This window comes from Microbispora cellulosiformans, assembly GCF_008728085.1.
Lineage (GTDB): Bacteria > Actinomycetota > Actinomycetes > Streptosporangiales > Streptosporangiaceae > Microbispora > Microbispora amethystogenes.
This window is the reverse complement of the sequence record NZ_VYTZ01000010.1, coordinates 171,528-192,945: the sequence shown is the minus strand read 5'-3', so window position 1 is coordinate 192,945 and position 21,418 is coordinate 171,528. Positions and strand designations below refer to the sequence as shown.

The following is a 21,418-nucleotide window of genomic DNA, read 5'->3' as shown; positions in this document are numbered from 1 at the left end:
CGCGACCCGGACGGCGTCCTCGCCGGCAACCACCCCGTCCTCGGGTGACGGGGACTGGGGGGACGGGGACTGGGGGGACGGGGACTTGGGGGGGACGGAGACTTGGGGGGGACGGAGACTGGGGTGGCGGAAACTGGGGTGTCGGGGGCCGCGGGTGAGGCGGGCTCAGCCGTCCAGCTCGGCGAGGAGACGCGCGCTCCGCCCCGCCCAGTGGTCCAGGCCCAGGCGCAGGTGCGCCTCGTGCGCCCGCCGCGCGTGACGCAGGGCGAGGTCGCGGCCGCCCGTGGCGTCCGCGAGTTCGGCCAGGACCAGGTGGGTCGAGCCCCATCCGGCGCCGCCCATGCCGCTCACCACGAGCCGTTCCCCGTACGGCGCGAGCCTGCGGTAAAGGGCGGCGGGATCGGGCACGCCGAGCCGGGCGGCGAGGTGGCCCCACACGACGGCGAGGAACTCGGTGGTCCAGTCGTCGCGGATCTCCCCGCCCCAGCGCTCCGACAGCCTCCGGGCGAGGGCGGGGTCGCCCGCGTCGAGGGCGGCCAGCGCGGCGACCGGGCGCAGCGGCACCATGTCGGGGTCGTGCGCCCGGGACACGAGCCGGTCGGCCACCTCCCCCACCCGGCCCTGCTCGCGGCGGCAGGTGTAGAGGGTGATCATGCCGGGGTAGTCGAGGCCCCACATGCTGAAACCCGCGATCAGCGAGGTGAACTCGTCCGCGAGGCGTTCGGCCGCCGCCCAGTCGCCCCGCGTCGTGCGGCCGGCGGCCTCGGCGATGCGGGCCATCCCGGTCAGCTCGGGCCGCCTGATCTCGTCCGTCAGCCGCGTGCAGCGGGCCAGGTCGCGATCCCACTCCGCGAGCTCGCCCGCCCGCAGCAGGTGGGCCATGCGGAAGACGCGGGCGACGGTCTCCTCCGCCGGGCCAAGGGGCAGGGCGAGCATCTCCTCGACCGCGCGGCGGCGCTCGTCCTCCCTCTCGGAAACCCAGGCGGCGACCAGGTAGTTGTTGAGCGAGCGGGCCAGCAGGCGGGGGTCGCCGGTGCGGCGGGCCAGCCGCACGCCGTCGGCCGCCAGCCGCTCCCCCTCGGCCCTGCGCGGGGAGTAGTACAGCTCCATACCGAGGGTGCCCAGCAGGGTGGCGCGCTCCACGTCGCCGAGCGGCTCCCGCAGCAGGCGCTCCAGCAGGGCCACCGTCTCGCCGTCCACGACGCCGTAGTGGCGCCAGTTCCACACCGACATGCCGCCGAACGCGGTGACGGCCTCGATCAGCGTCGCGCGCTCGCCGATTCCCGCGGCGAGCATGATCGCCTCCTCCAGCGCCTTCCTTCCCCCGGCGACGTCACCGACCACGCGCAGCGCCTCGCCGCGGCGCACCAGCAGCGCGCAGCGCCGGGCGGGGTCACCCGGGCCGAGCGCGTCGACGGCCCTGCCCCACCAGTCCGCCGCCTCGTCGTACGCGCAGCGGGCCGCGGCCTGCCGGGCGGCCCGGACGGCGTACTCCACGGCCTTGACGGCGCCGCCCGCCCGGGAGGCCGCCCCGAAGTGATGCGCGAGGACGGACACCTCCACGCCCGGAAGGCTCTCCAGCGCCTCTCCGGCGCGCAGGTGCAGCCGCGCCGCGCGCGCCCGGCCGAGGCCCGCGTAGAGGGCGTCGCGCACGAGGGCGTGTGAGAACCGATAGTCGAAGCCGCCGGGCACCTCGACGAGCAGGCCCGTCGCCACGGCCGGTTCGAGACGCAGCATCACCTCCTCCGCGCCCAGGCCGCAGGAGGTCTCCAGCGCGTCGAAGCTCACCTCCCGGCCGAGCACGGCGGCCGCCTCCAGCAGCGCGCGGGTCTCCTCCGGCAGCCGTCCGACGCGGCGGCCGATGACCTCGCGCACGCCCTCGGGGACGCCGAGGGACGCGGCGTCCAGCCGGTGCTCGCTGTCCAGCAGCCGGATCAGCTCGCCCAGGTAGAAGGGGTTGCCCCCGGTGCGCTCGTGGAGCAGCGCGGCGAGCCGCCCGTCCGGCAGGTCCCGCCCGGCGAGGTAGGCGGCGACGTCCTCCCGCGTGAACGGCGGCAGCGTGAGCCGCTCCACGCCGCGTTCGCGGGCGAGCGCGGCCAGCGTGTCTCGGAGCTGCTCGGGGTCGCCGCCGGGCTCGGGGCGGATCGTCGCCAGCACCAGCACCGGCGCCCGGTGCAGCTCCCCGGCCGCGAAGGCGAGCAGGCGCAGGGACGACGCGTCGGCCCAGTGCAGGTCGTCGAGGACGAGCAGCGCCGGACCCGCCGCCCCCAGTACGGCGGTCACGCGTTCGTGCAGCTCGAACAGGACCCTGCGGGGGTCGTCGCCGCCCGCCGCGTCGGCCGGGGCGTCATCGGGAGGGCCTCCGGACAGGGCGGCGAGCGCCTCCGCCACGTCCGCCCGCCGGTCCCGGCCGAGGTCGCGCAGGACCCCCAGCCAGGGCCAGAACGCGGGTGCGCCGGTGTCCTCCGCGCAGCGGCCCCAGGCGACCGTCATCCCCAGGGCGGCCGCCTCGCCGGCCGCCGCCTCGGCGAGGCGGGTCTTGCCGATGCCCGCCTCCCCGGCGACCAGCAGCACGCCGCCGCGCCCCCGCCGCGCCTCGGCGAGCCGGGTGGCGACGCGGCCGGTCTGCTCGCGCCGGGCGACGAGCCCGGCGTGGACGACCGGCGCCGCGGTCGTCCCGGGCGGCACCACCGTCGTCCCGACCGGCGCCGCCGCCCCCGGCTCGGCGGCCGGGGTGAGGAGGGCGGGGCCGGCGCCGTCGAGCTCGGGCGCCTGGCCGAAGACGGCCTGCTCCAGCCGGCGCAGCTCGGGGCCGGGCTCCAGGCCCAGCTCGCCGTCCAGCAGCGCCCGGACCCTGCGCAGCGCCGCGAGGGCGTCGGCCTGCCGGCCCGACCGGTAGAGGGCGAGCACGAGCAGCCCCCACAGCCGTTCCCGGTAGGGGTGGTCCTCCACCAGGCGTTCGAGGTCGGGCACGCACGACGCCGCGTCACCGAGCGCCAGCCGGGCCTCGAACCAGTCCTCCGTCACGGCGGCCCGCAGCTCCGCCAGCCGCGCGACCACCGGCCGGCCGAACTCGTACGCCGTGAACTCGGCGAGCGGCTCGCCGCGCCACGTCTCCAGGGAGCGGCGCAGCAGGTCGGCCGCCTCACCGGGCGCGCCCCTCGCCAGCATCCGGCGGCCGTCCTCGGCCAGCGCGGCGAAGCGGGCCAGGTCCACCTGGCCCGGCGCGATGGCCAGCAGGTAGCCGGGCTCGCGGGTGAGGAGGACCCGCGGCGGCGTGCGCGGCGCCCTGCCGGGCTCCAGCGCCCGGCGAAGCTGGGAGATGTACGCCTGCAGGGTCCCGGTGGCGCTGGCGGGCGCCTCCCCCGACCACAGTTCGTCGATGAGGCGGTCGAGCGAGACGACGCGTCCGGCTTCCAGGGCGAGCATGGCCAGAACGGCGCGCCGCTTGGGGGTGCCGACGTCGACGGCACGGCCGGACGAGTCGACGACCTCCAGCGGGCCGAACAGGCGAAAGTCCATTTTTCCTCATGAGAGCGAAGAGTCCGGTTCGTAGCGTATTGCCGGACCCGCCACCGCACGAACAGCGCGCGACTAGCCGTTTCCTAATCGGCCGCAAGCCTTCCCTCGCAGGATGTTCTCCGACTCCCCGGAACATCGAACGGAAGGACGATCGTGTCTACCTTGGAAAGCGATCTGCGGCGGATGGTGCGCGGCCAGGTCCACGTGCCCGGCGACCCGATCTTCGAGACCGCCCGGCTGCCCTGGAACCGAGCGGTCGACCAGCGGGTCCGGGCGGTCGTGGAGATCGAGGACGCGGCCGACGCCGCCGTCGTCGTCCGGCACGCGGCGCTGGCGGGCCTGGCCGTGGCGGCGCAGCCGGGCGGGCACGGCGCCACGACCAGCCTGGACGGGACGATCCTGGTGCGCACCGGCCGGCTGCGCGGTATCGAGGTCGATCCGGAGCGCCGTGTCGCCAGAGTGGGGGCCGGCGTGCAGTGGGGCGAGCTGCTCACGGCGACGGGCAAACACGGGCTCACGGGCCTGCCCGGAAGCTCGCCCGTGGTGAGCGTCGTGGGCTACTCCCTCGGCGGCGGGCTGAGCTGGTTCGCCCGCAGGTACGGCTGGGCCGCCGACGGCGTGCGCGCCTTCGAGACGGTCGGCGCCGACGGCGTGCCCGCCCGCGTCACGGCGGACTCCGACCCTGACCTGTTCTGGGCGCTGCGCGGCGGCGGCGGCGACTTCGCGCTGGTGACCTCGGTCGAGCTGGACCTGCACCCCGCCCCCCGGCTGTACGGAGGACGGATGCTGTGGCCCGCCGACCGGGCGCCCGAGCTGCTCGCCGCGTTCCGGGAGGTGACGGCCGGCGCCCCCGCGGAGCTGACCGTCTGGTTCACGATGGTGAGGTTCCCCCCGGTGCCGCAGGTCCCCGAGCCGCTGCGCGGCCTGGCCGCGGTCGCGGTGGACACGACGTTCCTCGGCGGCGAGGAGGAGGGACGCGCCCTGCTCCGGCGGTTCGAGGGCGTTCCCGGCCTGCTGCTCGACAGCCGTGCCGCCATGCCGCTGGACGAGCTCGGCGGCATCTGCGCCGAGCCGACGCATCCGGTGCCCGGCGCGGGCCGCGGCGAGCTGCTGACCGGTCTCGACGACACCGTGGCGGGCGATCTGCTCGCCGCCGCCGGCGACATCGCGCCGCTGGCGAGCGTGCAGGTGCGTCACCTGGGTGGCGCGCTGCGCCGGCCGGCCGCCGGCGGCGGCGCGTGCGGGCACATCGCCGAGCCGTACGCCCTGGGCATGATCGGGCCGGTCATGTCACCCGAGGGCGGGCGGGCGGTGCACGCGCGGCTGGCGGAGATCGCCCGCTCCGTGGCACCGCACACGACCGGCCGCAAGCCGTTCACCTATCTCCACGCGGACGAGACCGCCGCCTCCGCGTTCGACGCGGAGACGCTGGCCCGCCTGCGCGAGATCAAGCGCCGCCGGGACCCGCACGGCGTCTTCCGCAGCAACAAGCCGGTGTCCGCCCAGTAGTAGCGCCGGTCACAGCGATGATCACAGCGGCGATCACAGCGGCGGTCAGAGCTTGCGCACCTCGGCGTCGCCCGAGCCCGCCCTGACGACGATCTTGTTCGGCGCCGAGTCGTCCTCCGCGAAGTCGACCCGGCGGCCGCCGCTTCCCGTCGTCGCGTCGATGGCGTAGGCGCCGTCCGGGAGCCAGACCTTGCCGTCGCCCGAGCCCGTCACGGCCTGCACGTCGGCGGGGGCCGCCGTGAAGCGGAGCGTGACGTCACCGGACCCGGTCCGGGCGTTGACCTCCTTCGCGGCGAGACCGCGGGCGTCGACGTCGCCGGAGCCGGTCGACGCCTCGACCTGGCCGGTCAGGTTCCGCAGGGTCAGGTCCCCCGAGCCGGTATCGATCTTGACGGCCAGCCCGCGCGGCACCTCCACCTTGTAGTCCACCGAGCACCGGCCGCACTTGTATTTCAGCGTGAGCGTGCCGCCGTCCACGGAGTGCCCGTCCTCGGTCTTCGGCCTGGTGCCCCACCAGTGCAGGGTCTCGGTGACGTGGATCCCGGACCTGTCGCTCTCGCTCACCACGACGTCGCCCGAGCCGGTGTGCGCGTCGACGAGGGTCACCGCGTCCTTCACGTCGTAGGACTGCACGGCCTGTTCCCCGCCGAAGCCCAGCGTCCCGCCGCACGCCGTCACGGTCAGGGTCAGCCCCAGGGCGGCCCCCGCGACGGCCAGGGTTGTCTTCTTCATGTTCCCGATCCTCCGGCACGCGTGCGCCGGCTCCCATCAGGGAAGGCCCTAGGCCGTCCCTGGTGTGGCCCTCACGTTGACCCCCGGCGGCACCCTGACGTAGCGTCGATTCCACCATTCAGAATAACTTTTCCGGAGGGTGGAAATGGTGGAAGGTGTCGAGATCACAGGACCCCTGCTGGACCGGTTCGACGAGATCCTCACCCCCGAGGCCCTCGGCTTCGTGGCCACCCTGCAGCGCGAGTTCGACCCCCGCCGGCGGGAGCTGCTCGCCGCCCGCCGGGCGCGGCAGGCGGAGCTGTCCGCGGGGGGCACGCTCGACTTCCTTCCCGGGACCGCCCACGTCCGCGCGGCCGAATGGCGGGTCGCCCCGCCCGCCCCCGGGCTGGAGGACCGCCGGGTCGAGATCACCGGGCCGGTCGACCGCAAGATGACGATCAACGCGCTCAACTCGGGCGCCAAGGTCTGGCTCGCCGACTTCGAGGACGCCAACTCTCCGACCTGGGAGAACACGGTCAACGGCCAGCTCAACCTGCGCGACGCCCTCGACCGTACGATCGACTTCGAGTCGGGCGGCAAGACGTACGCGCTGCGGCCGGACGAGGAGCTGGCGACGGTCGTGGTCCGCCCACGCGGCTGGCACCTGCCGGAGAAGCACATCCTGGCGGACGGCGCCGAGATGTCCGCGTCGCTGGTCGACTTCGGGCTCTACTTCTTCCACTGCGCCGCGCGGCAGATCGCCAAGGGCCGCGGGCCGTACTTCTACCTGCCGAAGATGGAGTCGCACCTGGAGGCGCGGCTCTGGAACGACGTGTTCGTCAGGGCCCAGGAGCTGCTCGGCGTTCCCCGGGGCACGATCCGGGCGACCGTGCTGATCGAGACGTACCCGGCGGCGTTCGAGATGGAGGAGATCCTCTACGAGCTGCGCGAGCACTCGGCGGGCCTCAACGCCGGCCGCTGGGACTACCTGTTCAGCGTCATCAAGAAGTTCCGCACCCGGGGCCGCGAGTTCCTGCTGCCCGAGCGCAACGCGGTGACGATGACCGCGCCGTTCATGCGGGCCTACACCGAGCTGCTGGTGCGCACCTGCCACAAGCGCGGCGCGCACGCGATCGGCGGCATGGCGGCCTTCATCCCCTCCCGCCGCGACCCCGAGGTCAACAGGGTCGCGCTGGAGAAGGTGCGGGCCGACAAGACGCGCGAGTCGGGCGACGGCTTCGACGGCTCCTGGGTGGCCCACCCCGACCTCGTCCCGATCTGCCGGGAGGTGTTCGACGGCGTGCTCGGCGACCGGCCCAACCAGCTCGACCGGCTGCGCGAGGACGTCAACGTCACCGCCGAGGACCTGCTGTCGGTGTCGAAGACCCCCGGCGAGATCACCGAGGCGGGGCTGCGCGGCAACGTGGACGTCGGCCTGCGCTACCTCGCGGCCTGGATGGGCGGCAACGGCGCCGCGGCGATCCACAACCTCATGGAGGACGCCGCGACCGCCGAGATCTCCCGATCGCAGGTCTGGCAGTGGATCCACAACGACATCACGCTGGCCGACACGGGCGAGGTGGTGACACGCGAGCTGGTCGAGCGGATCATCGAGGAGGAGCTCGCCGGCATCGCCGCCGAACCGGGCTACGACGAGGAGCTCTACCGGCAGGCCACGGCGCTGTTCAAGGAGGTCGCCCTTGACGACGACTTCGCGGAGTTCCTCACGCTTCCCGCGTACAGGCGGATGCCGTGACGATGTGAGCGAGAGCGAGAACCCATGTCCGTGCTCGAACGGCTGACGGCGCGGCTGACCGCCGTGCTCCCGCCGGACGCGGTGGTGACCGACCCGGTGCGGCTGCGCACCTACGAGTGCGACGGGCTGACCGTCCACCGGGCCACCCCCGGCGTGGTCGTGCTGCCCGAGACCACCGAGCAGGTCGCGGCCGTCGTACGGCTGTGCCGCGAGCACGGCGTGCCGTTCGTCGCGCGGGGATCGGGCACGGGCCTGTCGGGCGGCGCCCTCCCCCGCGCGGACGGCGTGCTGGTCGTCACCTCCCGCATGCGGCGGATCGTCGAGATCGACATCCCGGGCCGCCGGGCCGTGGTGGAGCCCGGGGTGACGAACCTCGCCATCACCGAGGCGGTCCGCGACCAGGGCTACTACTACGCCCCCGACCCCTCCAGCCAGCAGATCTGCTCGATCGGCGGGAACGTGGCGGAGAACTCGGGCGGCGCCCACTGCCTCAAGTACGGCTTCACGGTGAACCACGTGCTCGCCGCCGAGATCGTCACGCCCGACGGGGACGTCGTGGAGCTGTCCGCCGGCGATCCCGGCTACGACCTGCTCGGCGCGTTCGTCGGCTCGGAGGGCACGCTCGGCATCGCCACGAAGATCACCGTACGGCTGTCGCGGGCGCCGGAGGCGGTGACGACCCTGCTCGCCGCCTTCACCGGCATCGAGGCCGGCGGCCGGGCGGTGTCGGCGATCATCGCGGCGGGCGTGGTCCCGGCGGCGATCGAGATGATGGACGCGCTGGCGATCGAGGCGGCGGAGGCCGCCGTCCGCTGCGGCTACCCGGCCGGGGCGGGAGCGGTGCTGGTGGTCGAGCTGGACGGGCCGCGCGCCGAGGTGGAGCACCAGTTCGCGGCCGTCGAACGCATCTGCCGCGACAGCGGCGCCTTCGAGATCCGGACGGCCGCCTCCGCCGAGGAGCGCGCGGCGATCTGGAAGGGCCGCAAGTCGGCGTTCGCGGCCGTCGGCCGGATCAGCCCGGCGTACATCGTGCAGGACGGGGTGGTGCCGCGGACCGCGCTGCCGCGCGTGCTCGCGGGCATCGACCGGCTGCAGGAGGAGTACGGCATCCGGGTGGCGAACGTCTTCCACGCGGGCGACGGCAACCTCCATCCCCTCGTGCTGTTCGACGACGCCGTGCCCGGTGAGCGCGAGCGCGCCGAGATCGTCAGCGGGCGCATCCTCGACCTGTGCGTCGAGCACGGCGGCTCGATCACCGGGGAGCACGGCGTGGGGGTGGACAAGGCCCGCTACATGCCCCGGATGTTCACCGAGGACGACCTCGGCACGATGCAGCTTCTGCGGTGCGCGTTCGACCCGGAGGGGCTGGCCAACCCCGGCAAGGTCTTCCCCACCCCCCGGCTGTGCGGGGAGGCGCCGGGAGTGCGCACGGGCGTGCACCCACTGGTGGAGGCCGGTCTGGCGGAGCAGTTCTGATGTACGGAGAAGGGACGCCCGACCCCCTGGACCCCTCGGCTGGCACGAGCCGGCCCGGCCCGGACGCCGGGGACACGCCCGGCACGCGGGGCGCTGTGGAGGCGAGCGGAGCCGGAGACGCGCTCGCGGCGACCGGCGTGACCGTGCGCGAGGCGGGCGACGGGGACGAGGTCGCGGGCGTCCGGCCGCGCTGGGTCACCCTGCCCGAGTCGGCCGAGGAGATCGCGGCCGTCCTGCGCGCCTGCGCGGCGCACGACCTGGCGGCCGTCGCGACGGGCGGCCGGACCAAGCTGCACTGGGCCGCCCCGCCCGAGCGCTGCGACGTGCTCGTGGACCTGGGACGCATGAACCGGGTGCTGGAGCACACGCCGGGCGACCTGGTCGTACGGGTCCAGGCCGGGGTGACCGCGGAGGCGCTGGCGAGCGCCCTCGCGGCGGAGCACCAGGAACTCGCGCTCGACGTGCCGGTGCCGGGCACCACGGTCGGCGGGCTGCTGGCGACCGGGATCGCCGGGCCGCGCGGGTTCCGTCACGGCACCGCTCGCGACCTGCTGATCGGGATCACCGTCGTGCTGGCCGACGGCACGATCGCCAGGTCCGGCGGGAAGGTCGTCAAGAACGTCGCCGGGTATGACCTCGGCAAGCTCTTCACCGGCTCGTACGGCACCCTGGGGATCATCGCGGACGCGACCTTCCGCCTGCGACCGCTGCCCGCCGCCCGCGCCTGGGTGACGGCGTCCGTCGGACGGCCGGTGACGGAGACCGTCCAGCCGTATGTGTACGAGGGGAAGACGCTCGACACCACCTCCACCGACGTGGCCGCCGCGCTGCGGGCGATGGTGCCCGCGATCACCGAGTCGCCGCTGGAGCCGAGCGCCGTCGAGGTCGACTGGCCCGACGTGGACGGCCTCTGCACGGTGGCGGTCCTCGTCGAGGGCTCCGCCGCCGCCGAGCGCGCGAAGGCCCTGTCGGCCCTGATGGGCGGCACGGCCGAGGTGAGCGAGCAGCCGCCACCCTGGTGGGGACGCCTGCCCGGGCCGCCCGCCGAGGGGCCGGAGCCTGACGCGCCGATGGTCGGCATCACGATCGGCGGCCGGGCGGTCAGCCCGTCACCACCAGCCGAAGCCGGTCCGGCCGGGTCACTCGGTGCGGAAGCCACGGCGCCGGACGGCCGGGCCTCTTCCAGCCCCTCTGACAGCGGGGAGATCCTGCTGGAGGTGAGGAACGTCCCCTCCCGGCTAGCGGGGAGCTTCGTCGGCCCCTTCCGGGCGGCCCGCGCGGCGGGCGTCCGCCCGGCCGTACGCGGCTCGCTGGCCGCTCAGGTGCTCCACGTCGCCCTGCCGCCGGGCACCGAGCCCGGCCGCGTCGCCGCCTTCACCGGTGAACTGCGCGCGCACCTGGAGGACGAGGGCCGGGTGGTCGTGCTCTGCGCGCCGGTGGAGGCCGCGCGCCGTCTGGACCGGTGGGGGCGCGTCGGCGCGCTGCCGCTGATGCGGCGGGTCAAGGAGCGGTTCGACCCCGGCCGCCGGCTCTCCCCCGGCCGCTTCGTGGGAGGGCTCTGATGGACCCCGAGCTGATCAAGGATTGCGTGCACTGCGGGTTCTGCCTGCCCACCTGTCCGACGTACGTGCTGTGGGGCGAGGAGATGGACTCACCGCGCGGGCGTATCCATTTGATGGGGCAGCACGCCGAGGGCACTCCGCTCACCGGCGCGATGGCCGGGCACTTCGACGCCTGCCTCGGCTGCATGGCGTGCGTCACCGCGTGCCCGTCCGGGGTGCGGTACGACCGGCTGATCGAGCAGACGAGGGCCGTGGTCGAGCGGGAGCACGTGCGCCACCCGGACGAGCGGGCGGTCAGGGCCCTGGTGTTCGCGTTGTTCCCCTACCGGCGCAGGCTGCGGGCGATGCGGCTGCCGATGCGGCTGGGCAGGCGTCTCCAGCCGTTCCTGGAGCGGGTGAACCCCTCTCTCGGCGCGATGGCCGAACTCGCCCCCGCCGCCGTCCCCCGGGCCGTACGGCTGCCGCCGCTGGTCCGGGCGCGGGGGCCGCGCAGGGCCAGGGTCGGGCTGCTCACCGGCTGCGTGCAGGGCGAGTTCTTCCCGCAGGTCAACGCGGCCACGGCGCGGGTGCTCGCGCTGGAGGGCTGCGACGTGGTGATCCCGCCCCGGCAGGGCTGCTGCGGCGCGCTGTCGCTGCACTCCGGCCGTGAGGCCGAGGCGAGGCGGTTCGCCCGCCGTACGGTCGCGGTGTTCGGCCGGGCGGGTGTGGACGCGGTCGTCGTCAACGCCGCCGGCTGCGGGTCGAGCATGAAGACCTACGCCGAGGTGCTCGCGGACGAACCCGCCTGGGCGGCCCGTGCCCGGGCGCTGCCGGTCCTCGACCTGGCGGAGTTCCTGGCCGAGCTCGGACCGGCCGCCGAGCGGCGCCCGCTGCCGGTCTCGGTCGCCTACCACGACGCCTGCCACCTGGCCCACGCCCAGGGCGTGCGCGCGCAGCCGCGCGACCTGCTGCGCGCCGTACCCGGCCTGGAGTTACGGGAGGTCGCCGACTCGGCGATCTGCTGCGGGTCGGCGGGCACCTACAACCTCTTCCAGCCGGCGGCGGCCAGGGAACTGGGCGACCGCAAGGCGGAGCGGGTGCTCGCGACCGGCGCCGGCGTGCTGGTGTCAGCCAACCCGGGATGCTCCATGCAGATCGCGGCGGCGGTCCGCAGGGCGGGCGGCGGCGAGATCCGGGTCGCGCACACGGCCGAGGTGCTCGACGCCTCGCTGCGCGGGCTCGATCCCGGTGTGCTGGGGCGGCCCCCGAAGCCCAGGAGGATGATGCGGTGAGCGTGCAGAGCGTCGACCGGGCGCTTGACGTCCTGGAGGCCCTGGCGGAGCAGGGCGGCCAGGCCGGGTTGTCGGAGATCGCGGCGCGGACCGGCCTGCCGTACGGAACGATCCACCGGTTGTTACAGACGCTGCTCGCCCGGGGGTACGTCCGGCAGGAGTCCGACCGGCGGTACGCCCTGGGCGGCGCGCTGGTGCGGATCGGCGGGGTGGCGGAGCGGATGCTGGCGGTCTGGGCCGAGCCGTACCTCACCCGGCTGGTCGAGCTGTCCGGGGAGACGGCCAACCTCGCCGTGCTGGAGGGGGATTTCGTCGTCTACGTGGCCCAGGTGCCCTCGCCGCGCAGGCTGCGGATGTTCGCCGAGGTCGGCCGCCGGGTGCTGCCGCACAGCACGGCCGTGGGCAAGGCGCTGCTGGCCGGGCGCGCCGACGCGGCGGCGGTGTTCCGGCGCACCGGCCTGCCCCGCCGTACGGACCGGACGATCACGGTGCCGGAGGAGATGCAGGCGGAGCTCGGCCGGGTCCGCTCCCGGGGGTACGCGCTGGACCTGGGCGAGGAGGAGAGCGGCGTGCACTGCATGGCCGTGCCGGTCCACGACGGCGGGCGGACCTTCGCGGCGCTGTCGGTGTCGGGCCCGGCCGAGCGCATCGACGCGATCGACCGCGAGGAACTGGCCACGATGCTGCGCAAGGTCGCCGAGGACTTCGGCACCGCCGTCTTCCGCTCCTGACCCGGCACTCCTGGATCGACGCACCTGGTTCGACGCACCTGGATCGACGTCGCCGACCGGGACGGCCTCGGATGGGTCAGTATGGGCTCATGTGCCGAAGCATCAAGACCCTGCGCCCGCCCTTCACCGACGAGGTGACCGAGGAGGACATCCGGGCGGCGGCCCTGCAGTACGTACGGAAGATCTCCGGCTTCCGCGCGCCCGCCGCGCACAACGCCGAGGCGTTCGACCACGCCGTGGAGGAGATCGCGCGGGTCAGCGCCGAACTGCTGGCGTCCCTGCGGGTCCGCGGGACGCCCGCCCCCGCCTCGCCCGCGCAGGGGTGAGAATCGGCGATCGCGCGTCCTGACTGGGACGCTTTGCGGCAGCCGGGAAGCATGTCACGATTAATGATCGCATCGGCGTTTCCGAGGGAGAGGGGGCGGACCGGTGCCACCTGCGATCGTGGGGCATGAAGGTCCACTTGCCGGCCAGCGTTTCCCGATCGACGACAAGCCGATCACGTTCGGTCGCAGAGGCGACAACAGTGTGGTGATCACCAGCGAGAGAGCCTCCCGCTTCCACGCGGAGGTGCGCCGGGAGGCCGAGGGCTACGTGCTCCAGGACCGGGGCAGCAGCAACGGGACGCTGGTCAACGGCAGGCGTGTCACCACGCATGTGCTCCGGCCCGGCGACACGATCGGCATCGGAGGGGAGACGTTCCGCTTCGAGGCGTTCGACGACTCCGAGACGGTCATGGACACCTCCCTGATGCGACGGTTCCGCCAGGCGGTCCCGGACGTCGAACCGGAGCAGGTCCTGCACGTCACCGTCTCCGGCGGCGGGCCCGTCGGGCTGGCCTTCGCCCTGCTCCTCGAACACCTCATGGGGCACCGGGTCGCCATCACGATCTACGACGGCCGCTGGACCGAGGACGGGCCGCGGATCGTGTGGAAGGACGCCACGCAGGGCAACAACCGGCGGCAGCAGGTCGTGACGGTGCAGAGCCGCCAGTATCTGAACCTTCCGGAGGACGTCCAGTCGCGCCTGTTCACCGAGGGGTCCTACAGCGAGATGTGGCCGGCCGGTCCGGACTCGATCCGCGGCTACGGCCCGCGGAACATACGCATCGCCTACATCGAGGACACCCTGCTGGAGATGGCGAACGAGAGGTCCGCCCGCATCCGCCTGGTGCCCGAGAGATTCGACGCCGCCGAGCGCCAGGACGTCGTGGCCAGGGACCACGTGCTCGCCATCTGCGAGGGAGGGCGCTCGCGGACCCGCGAGCACTTCACCGACAGGTTCGGCCGGGCCGACGACTCGATCTTCTCGCTCGACGGCCGGCACGTGCAGGACGTGGTGCTGGGGCTGCGGGTGAAGTCCGCCCTGCCCGACCCGGCGATCGTGCTGCTGACCGTGGCGCAGAACCGGTTCCTCCTGAACTCGCTGCGCGGCGAGGGCTTCCTGAACATGCGCCTCACCGACGAGGAGGCCGCGGAGGTCGTCGGCATCGACCCTGTCCGCCACGTGTTCGAGGAGTGCGTCGCCTCCAGTCCCTGCCTGATGGAGCGCACCCAGGATGGCGACTTCCACTGCTCGACCCACCACACGCTGTTCCTGCCCGCGCTGATCAGGGGTTCGGCGCTGTGGCGGCGGGCGAAGGAGGGGCTCGCGCTCTTCGGCGTCGCCGACGGCGACGTGAGCGCGGTCACCGCCTTCCGGCTGGACATGGTGCAGCGGCCGCGGTTCACCGCCCGGTTGTACTCCCCCACGTCCACCACCCCGGGGACGTACGGGTTCCTCCTGGGGGACGCGGCCAACGCGATCCACTTCTGGCCGGGGCGGGGCCTCAACAGCGGGCTCGCGTCGGCCATCTCGCTGGCCCGGTCGCTCAACCGCAACTGGCGCGGCAGGCCGCTCCGCGACGCCGACTTCGTACGGCACGAGGCGGCGATGTCGATGCTGCAGTATCGGCACAAGAGCCGCGCGTGGAACGCGATGGTGACCACCGACGAGCAGGGGGTCACCCGGGCGATCAAGGACACGATCGTCCAGGGCATCGAGGAGGGCCGCGCCGGTTCGGACCGGGACGCGGACATCGACGCCCTGATGGAGCGCCTGCGGCAGATCCGCGACCGGCTGTCCCCACGCATCCCCGGCATGCCCGACGACGCGACCCTCCTCCGGCACCTGCGCGAACTGCGGACCGAGACGCTGCGCACCCTGCTGGTGAGCGGAGCCTGGGAGACGCTGACGGTCGGCGGCGAGGAGGTCGACATCGACATCTTCGACCAGCCGGTCTCCGCGGCGGCGCCCCCCGCGGCGTCCGCCGTGCCGCCTCCCGCCGAGAGGCCGCTCGTCGCGCGGCGGGCGGACGCGCAGGCCAGGCCGCCCGGAAGGGTCGCCGGAGGACCGGGCGACACGCTGCCCTCCGGCTGACATCGTCTTCGAGAACCACGGAACCGGCCCGGGCCGTCCGGCGGAGTAGGGGTGAAGGGCGCGACGGCGCCCACGGAAGGATTCCCCCTATGAACGGACACAACGGGTGGTGAGGACGGTCTCCGGCGGCACCCGCCTCCCCTCGGCCGCGGCGGCTCGCCAGCCCGGCGGCAGCCGCGACGCCGGCGAGGCGAACGGCGGCGGGCCGGACGACGGCGAGCCGGAGCACGCCCTGACGACGTATCCCGGCGTTAACGGCGGCGGGCCGGACGACCATCAACCGGACGACGGCGAGCCGAGCGACGCCCGGCTGATCGAGGCGTCGCTGAGCGCGCCGGAGCGGTTCGCCGGTGTCTTCGACCGGCACGCGGACGAGATCCACGCCTACGCCGGTCGCCGTCTCGGCCCCGAGCACGCCGACGACGTCACCGCGGAGACGTTCTTCGTGGCGTTCCGGAAGCGGCACCGCTACGACACCTCCCGGCCGGACGCCCGGCCCTGGTTGTACGGCATCGCGGGCAACCTCATCTCCGGGCACCGCCGGGCGGAGGTCCGCCGCCTGCGGGCGCTGGCCCGCGCCCCGTACGACGCCGGCGAACGCGGCGCCCACGAGGAGGAGCGCGGAGCGGAGCGGGCGAGCGCCGCCGCGCTGCGGCCCGCCCTCGCGGCCGCCCTGGCAAGGCTGTCGTCCGCCGAACGCGACCTGCTCCTGCTGGTCGCCTGGGCCGACCTCTCCTACGAGGAGGCGGCCGAGGCGCTGCGGATCCCCATCGGCACGGTGCGCTCACGCCTGCACCGCGTGCGCGCGAAGCTGCGCCGCCATCTCGACCTTCCCGAGGAGGACTGATCATGATCGACGAGATCGACCTGGTGGCCCGGGAGCGGCCGCAGGCGCCGCCCTACTCCCTCTCCGCCAAGGCGGCCGTACGGCGGCGGCTGACCGGCCCGGGCAGGCCGCCGGTCCGCTCGCGCCCGTACGCGCTCCTGGCGGGCGGGGCCGCGCTGCTCGCCGGGGCGGGGGTCGTCGCCGTGGCCGCCGCCGGGCCCGGCCGGCCCGCGCACCCGACACGGGCCGGCGAGGTGGTCGTGACCCTGCCGAAGGTGTCGGCCATGTCGGCGGAGGAGGTGCTGGGCAAAGCGGCCGACGCCGTGACCGATCTGTCCCCGCGCGACGACCAGTTCGTCAAGGTCGGCTCGCAGACGATGTACGAGGCCTCCATAGTGGGCGAGAACGAGAAGGAGTCCCGCTACCTCTACCGGACGAAGCGGACGATCTGGCTGTCCGCCGACGGCACCAGGGACGGCGCACTCAAGATCGAACACCTGGAGCCCCGCGCCTATCCGGGGTGGCCGATCCCTCCGGAGGCGTACCAGGAGAAGGGCACGGAGTGGGTCGGGCTGCCGACCTGCGACAAGGTGAGCGACACCGCCTACACCATGCTGAAGAAGCTGCCCGCGGACCCGGAGAGGATGCGGTCCTACCTGTACGCCCGGCCGCACGGCGACGTCCCGTCCGACGCGGGGGCGTGGACGGCCGTGGGCGACCTGCTGCGGGAGACGTACGTGCCGGCGCCGCAGCGGGCGGCGCTGTTCAAGGCCGCCGCGACGATCCCCGGGGTCACGGTGAACGAGAACGTGGGGGACGCGGCGGGCCGCACCGGCATCGGCGTCGGCCGCGTGTCGAACGGCGTGCGCGAGGAGATCATCTTCGACCCGGCCACGTACGAGCTGCTCGGCGAGCGCGGCGTCGTGGTGAACGCGCAGGAGGCCAAGGCGCCCACCGGGAGCCTCGTGGCCTCCACCGCGCAACTGGAGGTCACAGTCGACGACGCGGCGCCCGAGGTGAAGGACCCCCGCGGCGGCTGCCTCTGATCCCCCGGCCCCCAGCGCCCGCCGTACGCCCGGCGGGCCCCACGGGCTTCTTGGGCGCCGCGGGCGCGAATTGTCGGTGGTGATCTCTAGCCTCCGGCACATGACAAACGCGACGCAGGCGTACAGCTACGCCGCGCCTTCGATGCTGGTGGACGGACGTCTCGGGCTGTCGACGTCCGGTGGCAGGGCCCTCCGCGGCCCCGCCGTCGCGCCGAGGTTCTTCAGCGGGGTGGTGACCCAGGCGGCGCCCGCGGCGGCGGCCCTGCTTGGCGTGGCCGACGTGGCCCTCACCCGCTATCACCAGCCGCGCCCCGGATGGACGCGCGACCCGGTCGTCACCTGCGGCGGCGACCGGCTGCGCTTCGAGTCGTTCTCCGCCTGCGGCGGCGTGTACGCCCGGCTCGACCTGCTGGGCGGCGCCCTCGACGGCGAGGTGTTCGACCGGGGGACGACCAACGTCGACGTCAACGGCCCGCTGCGGGAGGCGCTGGCCCGGGTGGGCGCGCGCGACCCGCTCCACCTCGGGGTCGGCGCGGACGAGCTCACCGTGACCACGCTCGACGGCGCGGTGGTGGAGAAGAAGGTGCCGCTGCCCGAGCGGTGGCTGCGGGGGTTCGCCGAGGTGCAGGTGATCGCGGCGCGCATGGACCTGCGGGCCGAGCTGCCCGGGATGAGCGCGGTGCGGTTCCTGCGGTCCCTGCCCAAGCGGGCGGCGGCCGACCTGTGGGTCGCTCCCGCGGGCCGCGACCTGCGCGTCACCGACCGGCCCGGCCCGGGAGCGGTGTGCCTGTCCGGCGTGGGCCGCCTGGCGACGCTGCTGCCCCTGCTCCGCTTCGTCAGAAGCCTCAAGGTCTACGGCCCGGCCGCGCCCGGCGGCCCGGCGTCGAGCGCGTGGGAGCTGGAGCTGCCCGGAATGCGTTACACGCTGGTCCTGTCCCCCGAGCGCTGGCGCGGCTTCTCCAGCGAGGGCGCGGTGCTGGCCGACCTCGCCACCGACGAGGCCGAGGCCGACGCCGACGTGGTGGGCATGCTGCTCAACTTCGAACCCGAGGTGGAGATCGGCCTGCTCGCCGACCGCGCCGGGCTGTCCACCACGCGCGTGCGAGCCGCCCTGACCCAGCTCGGCACGGCCGGGCGGGTCGGCTACGACCTGAACGAGGCGGCGCACTTCCACCGCGAGCTGCCCTACGACAGGGAGCACGTGCAGCACCTCAACCCCCGGCTGACGGCCGCGCGGCTGCTGGCCGAGGCGGGCGCCGTGGAGATCGCGGGCGACACGGCCCGCGTACGGACCGACGGCGGGGTGCGGGAGGTCGGCCTGGCCGACGGCTCGTGCACCTGTCCCTGGTGGTGGGACCACCGCGGCTCGCGCGGCCCGTGCAAGCACGTGCTCGCGGCCAGGATCGTCGCGAGGTCCACGCCCGCGCCGTCCGCGGTGGTGACCGGCATGGAGACCGGCGCGGAGACGGCCCGATGAGCGCCTGGCAGGAGGTGCGCGATCTCGTCACCGCGCGTGAGACGAAGAAGCTGGCCGACCGTGTGATCACCCTCACCGAGGCCGAGTGTGCCGAGGTGGCGGGACGGCTGCCGGGCTTCCTCAAGGAGATGCGGGACACCGCAACGGAGATAGCCCGGGAGAGCCAGGAGGCCGACGACCGCGACGCCCTGAACGGCTTCGACGACGCGTGGCTCGCCTGGGAGCGCCGCCGGACCGTGCGGAACGGCCTCGCCGAGTTCGGCGCGCCCCTGCGGATCGCGGGGGCGGGGACGATCTCCGGGCCCGCCGCCGCGGCGGCCTGGCTGACCCGCCGCGAGCTCTACCCCGAGTGGGGTCCGGCTCCGGACCCGGCCGAAGTGGTCCGCGTGCTGGTGACTCGGCCGGCCGAGTGGCAGGCCGACGTGGCGGGCCGGCTCGCCGGGAAGATCCGCAGGGCGAACGACGACCGGGTCGCCCCGCTGGTGCTCGCGCTGCTGCGGGCCTCGGGTGTGACGCCGCCGTCGCACGATCCGCTCGTGGTCGCGTGGCTGACCGGCCCGGCGCTGGACGGCGATCCGCTGCTCGGCGCGCTGTTGCCGCGGATCTTCGAGGCCGAGGGCGCGGGCCGCGCCCTGCGTGAGGAACGGCTCACGCCGTCACCCACCGCGTGGCTCTCCCTGATCCGGCGGCTCCTGGGTGCCGGGCGCGTGTCGCGGGCCGAGCTCCTGGACGGCTGCGTGAGCCGGTTCCTGCGCGGGGGCGACGCCGCGGACCTGCGCTTCTTCGTGCGCCTGCACGAACTGATCGACCCGGTGCCACAGGAGGCGGCCGAACGGGCCCGGGACTACCTGCGGCTGCTCCCCGCCGCCCCCGGCCCGGTCGCCGAGCTGGCCCTGACCCAGATCAGCCGCACCGGCCCCCACGACGATGCCGACGTGCGGGAGGCGATCGAGGCGCTGACCTTCAGGCCGGAGGCGAAGCTGGCCCGCGCCGGCCTGAGCCGGCTGGACCAGGAGGTCCGGCAGCGGCCCGCACGCGCCGGGGAGCTGGCTCCCGCGCTTGCCACGGCGTTCGCTCACGCTTCCGACGACGTACGGCGGCGAGCCGTGCGGATCGCGCTCAGGCACGCCACCGCGCTGGGCGCGGACGCCAAGCTGATCGCCGGCGCGGTCCCGCTGCTGCCGGCCGACCTCGGCCGGGAGCTCGCCGCCGTGTTCGGAGGCGAGGTCACGGCCGAGGGAACGCCTGAGCCGTTCGCTCCCGCGCCGCTGCCCGTCCTCCCCGAACCGGGCCCGTTCCCCGCACCGACGGTGGATCAGACCACGGGGGATCTCCACGGGTGGGTGGCGTGCGAGCAGTGGCTCGCCGGTTTCGTCGAGCGGGTGGGCCGGGACCGCGCGGCCCTGCGCGGGAGGCTCACCCCCGTCTTCCAGAACTTCTTTCCCTATCTGTACGACACGGAGCGCTGGCTCGATCCGGGCGCCTGGGTCGCCGCCCTGGCGAAGGAGGTGATCGCTCCCGGTACGGATCCCGGCGTGCCCGATCCCGAGCCCGTCGATCCCTGGGCGGGGTCGAGCTTCTCCGTGCGCGTCACAGCCGTGCCGCCCGAGGATGCCGACGACCCCGAGTCCGGGCCGGAAGACGAACCCGGGCTGGTGGACGAGGCCGGGCCGGAAGACGAAGACGGCGTGGAAGAGGGGGCCGCGCCCGGCCCGGCCTTCGGCGACCTGCCGGAGCACGTCCGGGAGGAGATCTTCCGCCAGATGCTTGAGATCGGGGTCTCCGCCGATCGGGTGACGGCGATGCGCGACGGCCTGCCCGCGCTTCCCCCGCACCCCGGCGAGCCCGGCTTCCAGGTGGGCATCATGTACTCGGGCTTCCGGCCGCTGTTCGGCGAGCCGGAGGAACCGGACCCCGCGGTGGAGTTCCGCCGGCGGAACCGGCTGCCGGAACCCCGGCAGGTCTCCCCGCCGCACATGTTCCTGCTGCACCGGCTCAGCGAGATCTACCGGGCGCTGAGAGAAGGGACGTTGCCACCGGTCCTGCTGGCGACGCCGACGGTGATGACCGGGCACCTCGACCCCGGCGTGCTGGTGGACCGGCTGGAGCTGTGCGCCGCCGCGGGCGCGGAACCGCTGCCGGCCGACCTGCAGCAGGCGTTGCTGCGGCTGCCGAGGGGAGCGCACCCCCTCGCCGCCGAACGCGCCGGGCGCGTGCGATCACAGGCGGCGCCGGCCGTCGCCGCCTGGCTCGCCCGGGGCGGCCTGCCCGATCCGGAGGCGGGGGTGAAGTGGGGTTACCTCGATGGCGGGCACGAGCACCTGTTCGAGGAGCGCGACCCGGGGCACGTCGGGCAGGTGCGGCTGGTGCCGGTGCTGCTGGCGGAGCCGACCGGGCACCACCTCATCGACGAACTGCTGAGCGCGCCGCCGAAGTGGCGGTGGGAGGATCACGGCCACGTGATGGGCTGGTGGCCGTCGATCCTGCCGTCGCACCGTGAGGTCGTCTCGGTCCACTATCTACCCCACCTGCTCTACCAGTGGAACCAGCCGGGGGTCTATCCGGCGTACCTGGAGGCCGTGGCCGACGCCGACGGCCCGCTCGGGGAGGCGACCGCGCTCATCCTGGCCTACTTCCTGGCCGAGCGCCGGCCGGACCCTGTTCCGGTGCTGCTGCGGATGGCGAGCCGGGGAGACCTGCCCGCCGGGGCGATCGGCCGTCAGCTCGCACTGCTGATCCGCCGCACCTGGTTCGAGACCCGGCCGGTGCTGGCATCCCTGCGGGAGGCCGCGCATCAGGGAGCGCACGAGCAGGTGTGGGAGATCGTACGGACTCTGCTGCCGGATCTGCTGCCGTCCGCCGGAGGGCGGCCGAACGTCACGCACACCGAGGCGGTGACACTCGCGGCCGACGTGGCCGCCTGGGTGGGCGCCCGCGGCGAGATCCCGGCCGTGTCGGCGCATGCCGCCACCGGCCGGGCGAGCCGGGGAAGCCGCTTCGCCCGCGAGTGCGCGCGCCTGTGTGACCTGCTCGCCGGGTGACGCGAGACACCGCGCTCGCCGCGTACGCCGGGCGAACGCGAGGAGGTGCCGTGACCCCTGGCCGCGGGCGCT

The 21,418-nt window shown here is 74.5% G+C and carries 14 protein-coding genes; 12 read left to right on the top strand and 2 right to left on the bottom strand.

Annotated elements, in window-relative coordinates:
• Positions 1-165: 165 nt before the first annotated feature.
• Entirely contained in the window at positions 166-3,522 is a 3,357-nt protein-coding gene (locus F5972_RS26640; protein ID WP_150937039.1) for an AfsR/SARP family transcriptional regulator, read from the bottom strand.
• Between the two features lie 153 nt (positions 3,523-3,675).
• Here F5972_RS26640 and F5972_RS26635 point away from each other — a divergent pair, with 153 nt between their 5' ends.
• Positions 3,676-5,031: an FAD-binding oxidoreductase gene (locus F5972_RS26635; protein WP_225311894.1), complete on the top strand. Its 1,356-nt coding sequence runs from the start codon at positions 3,676-3,678 to the stop codon at positions 5,029-5,031.
• A 45-nt stretch (positions 5,032-5,076) separates the two neighbouring features.
• Here F5972_RS26635 and F5972_RS26630 read toward each other — a convergent pair whose 3' ends face one another.
• Positions 5,077-5,763, bottom strand: coding sequence for a DUF4097 family beta strand repeat-containing protein (locus F5972_RS26630; protein WP_150937037.1), 687 nt, complete (start codon positions 5,761-5,763; stop codon positions 5,077-5,079).
• Positions 5,764-5,908: 145 nt separating this feature from the next.
• Between F5972_RS26630 and aceB the strand changes: the two genes are divergently transcribed.
• The 11 genes from aceB to F5972_RS26570 all read left to right on the top strand — a co-directional run bounded on the left by aceB (position 5,909) and on the right by F5972_RS26570 (position 21,346).
• Complete coding sequence (aceB, locus tag F5972_RS26625; RefSeq protein ID WP_150937034.1) at positions 5,909-7,498, top strand: malate synthase A; 1,590 nt, start codon at positions 5,909-5,911, stop codon at positions 7,496-7,498.
• A 24-nt stretch (positions 7,499-7,522) separates the two neighbouring features.
• Positions 7,523-8,974, top strand: coding sequence for an FAD-linked oxidase C-terminal domain-containing protein (locus tag F5972_RS26620; protein ID WP_150937032.1), 1,452 nt, complete (start codon positions 7,523-7,525; stop codon positions 8,972-8,974).
• Positions 8,974-10,536, top strand: a complete 1,563-nt coding sequence (locus tag F5972_RS26615; protein ID WP_225311892.1) for an FAD-binding oxidoreductase — start codon at positions 8,974-8,976, stop codon at positions 10,534-10,536. Before F5972_RS26620 ends, F5972_RS26615 begins: the two co-directional genes overlap by 1 nt.
• Positions 10,536-11,807 carry a (Fe-S)-binding protein gene (locus F5972_RS26605; RefSeq protein WP_150937030.1) on the top strand — a complete coding sequence of 424 codons (1,272 nt, stop codon included), beginning with the start codon at positions 10,536-10,538 and terminating at the stop codon, positions 11,805-11,807. The genes F5972_RS26615 and F5972_RS26605 overlap by 1 nt, the downstream gene beginning before the upstream one ends.
• Positions 11,804-12,538: an IclR family transcriptional regulator gene (locus tag F5972_RS26600; RefSeq protein ID WP_150937028.1), complete on the top strand. Its 735-nt coding sequence runs from the start codon at positions 11,804-11,806 to the stop codon at positions 12,536-12,538. The genes F5972_RS26605 and F5972_RS26600 overlap by 4 nt, the downstream gene beginning before the upstream one ends.
• Positions 12,539-12,627: 89 nt before the next feature.
• Positions 12,628-12,864, top strand: coding sequence for a DUF2277 domain-containing protein (locus F5972_RS26595; protein WP_150937026.1), 237 nt, complete (start codon positions 12,628-12,630; stop codon positions 12,862-12,864).
• 103 nt (positions 12,865-12,967) lie between these two features.
• Complete coding sequence (locus F5972_RS26590) at positions 12,968-14,956, top strand: FHA domain-containing protein (protein WP_150937024.1); 1,989 nt, start codon at positions 12,968-12,970, stop codon at positions 14,954-14,956.
• A gap of 106 nt (positions 14,957-15,062) precedes the next feature.
• Complete coding sequence (locus F5972_RS26585; RefSeq protein ID WP_318527635.1) at positions 15,063-15,803, top strand: RNA polymerase sigma factor; 741 nt, start codon at positions 15,063-15,065, stop codon at positions 15,801-15,803.
• 2 nt (positions 15,804-15,805) lie between these two features.
• On the top strand, positions 15,806-16,828 hold the full coding sequence (locus F5972_RS26580) for a CU044_5270 family protein (protein ID WP_150937022.1): 1,023 nt from the start codon (positions 15,806-15,808) through the stop codon (positions 16,826-16,828).
• Positions 16,829-16,928: 100 nt separating this feature from the next.
• The gene (locus tag F5972_RS26575; RefSeq protein ID WP_150937020.1) at positions 16,929-18,305 is read left to right on the top strand and encodes an SWIM zinc finger family protein; all 1,377 of its coding nucleotides are present in this window, start codon (positions 16,929-16,931) and stop codon (positions 18,303-18,305) included.
• Positions 18,302-21,346: a DUF6493 family protein gene (locus F5972_RS26570; protein WP_150937018.1), complete on the top strand. Its 3,045-nt coding sequence runs from the start codon at positions 18,302-18,304 to the stop codon at positions 21,344-21,346. Before F5972_RS26575 ends, F5972_RS26570 begins: the two co-directional genes overlap by 4 nt.
• Positions 21,347-21,418 lie beyond the last annotated feature (72 nt).

Excerpts from the sequence above, each read along its gene's own strand:
- F5972_RS26640 (WP_150937039.1), bottom strand. The coding sequence starts at position 3,522 with ATGGACTTTCGCCTGTTCGGCCCGCTGGAGGTCGTCGACTCGTCCGGC.
- F5972_RS26630 (WP_150937037.1), bottom strand. The coding sequence starts at position 5,763 with ATGAAGAAGACAACCCTGGCCGTCGCGGGGGCCGCCCTGGGGCTGACC.
- aceB (WP_150937034.1), top strand. The coding sequence starts at position 5,909 with ATGGTGGAAGGTGTCGAGATCACAGGACCCCTGCTGGACCGGTTCGAC.
- F5972_RS26620 (WP_150937032.1), top strand. The coding sequence starts at position 7,523 with ATGTCCGTGCTCGAACGGCTGACGGCGCGGCTGACCGCCGTGCTCCCG.
- F5972_RS26615 (WP_225311892.1), top strand. The coding sequence starts at position 8,974 with ATGTACGGAGAAGGGACGCCCGACCCCCTGGACCCCTCGGCTGGCACG.
- F5972_RS26605 (WP_150937030.1), top strand. The coding sequence starts at position 10,536 with ATGGACCCCGAGCTGATCAAGGATTGCGTGCACTGCGGGTTCTGCCTG.
- F5972_RS26595 (WP_150937026.1), top strand. The coding sequence starts at position 12,628 with ATGTGCCGAAGCATCAAGACCCTGCGCCCGCCCTTCACCGACGAGGTG.
- F5972_RS26580 (WP_150937022.1), top strand. The coding sequence starts at position 15,806 with ATGATCGACGAGATCGACCTGGTGGCCCGGGAGCGGCCGCAGGCGCCG.
- F5972_RS26575 (WP_150937020.1), top strand. The coding sequence starts at position 16,929 with ATGACAAACGCGACGCAGGCGTACAGCTACGCCGCGCCTTCGATGCTG.
- F5972_RS26570 (WP_150937018.1), top strand. The coding sequence starts at position 18,302 with ATGAGCGCCTGGCAGGAGGTGCGCGATCTCGTCACCGCGCGTGAGACG.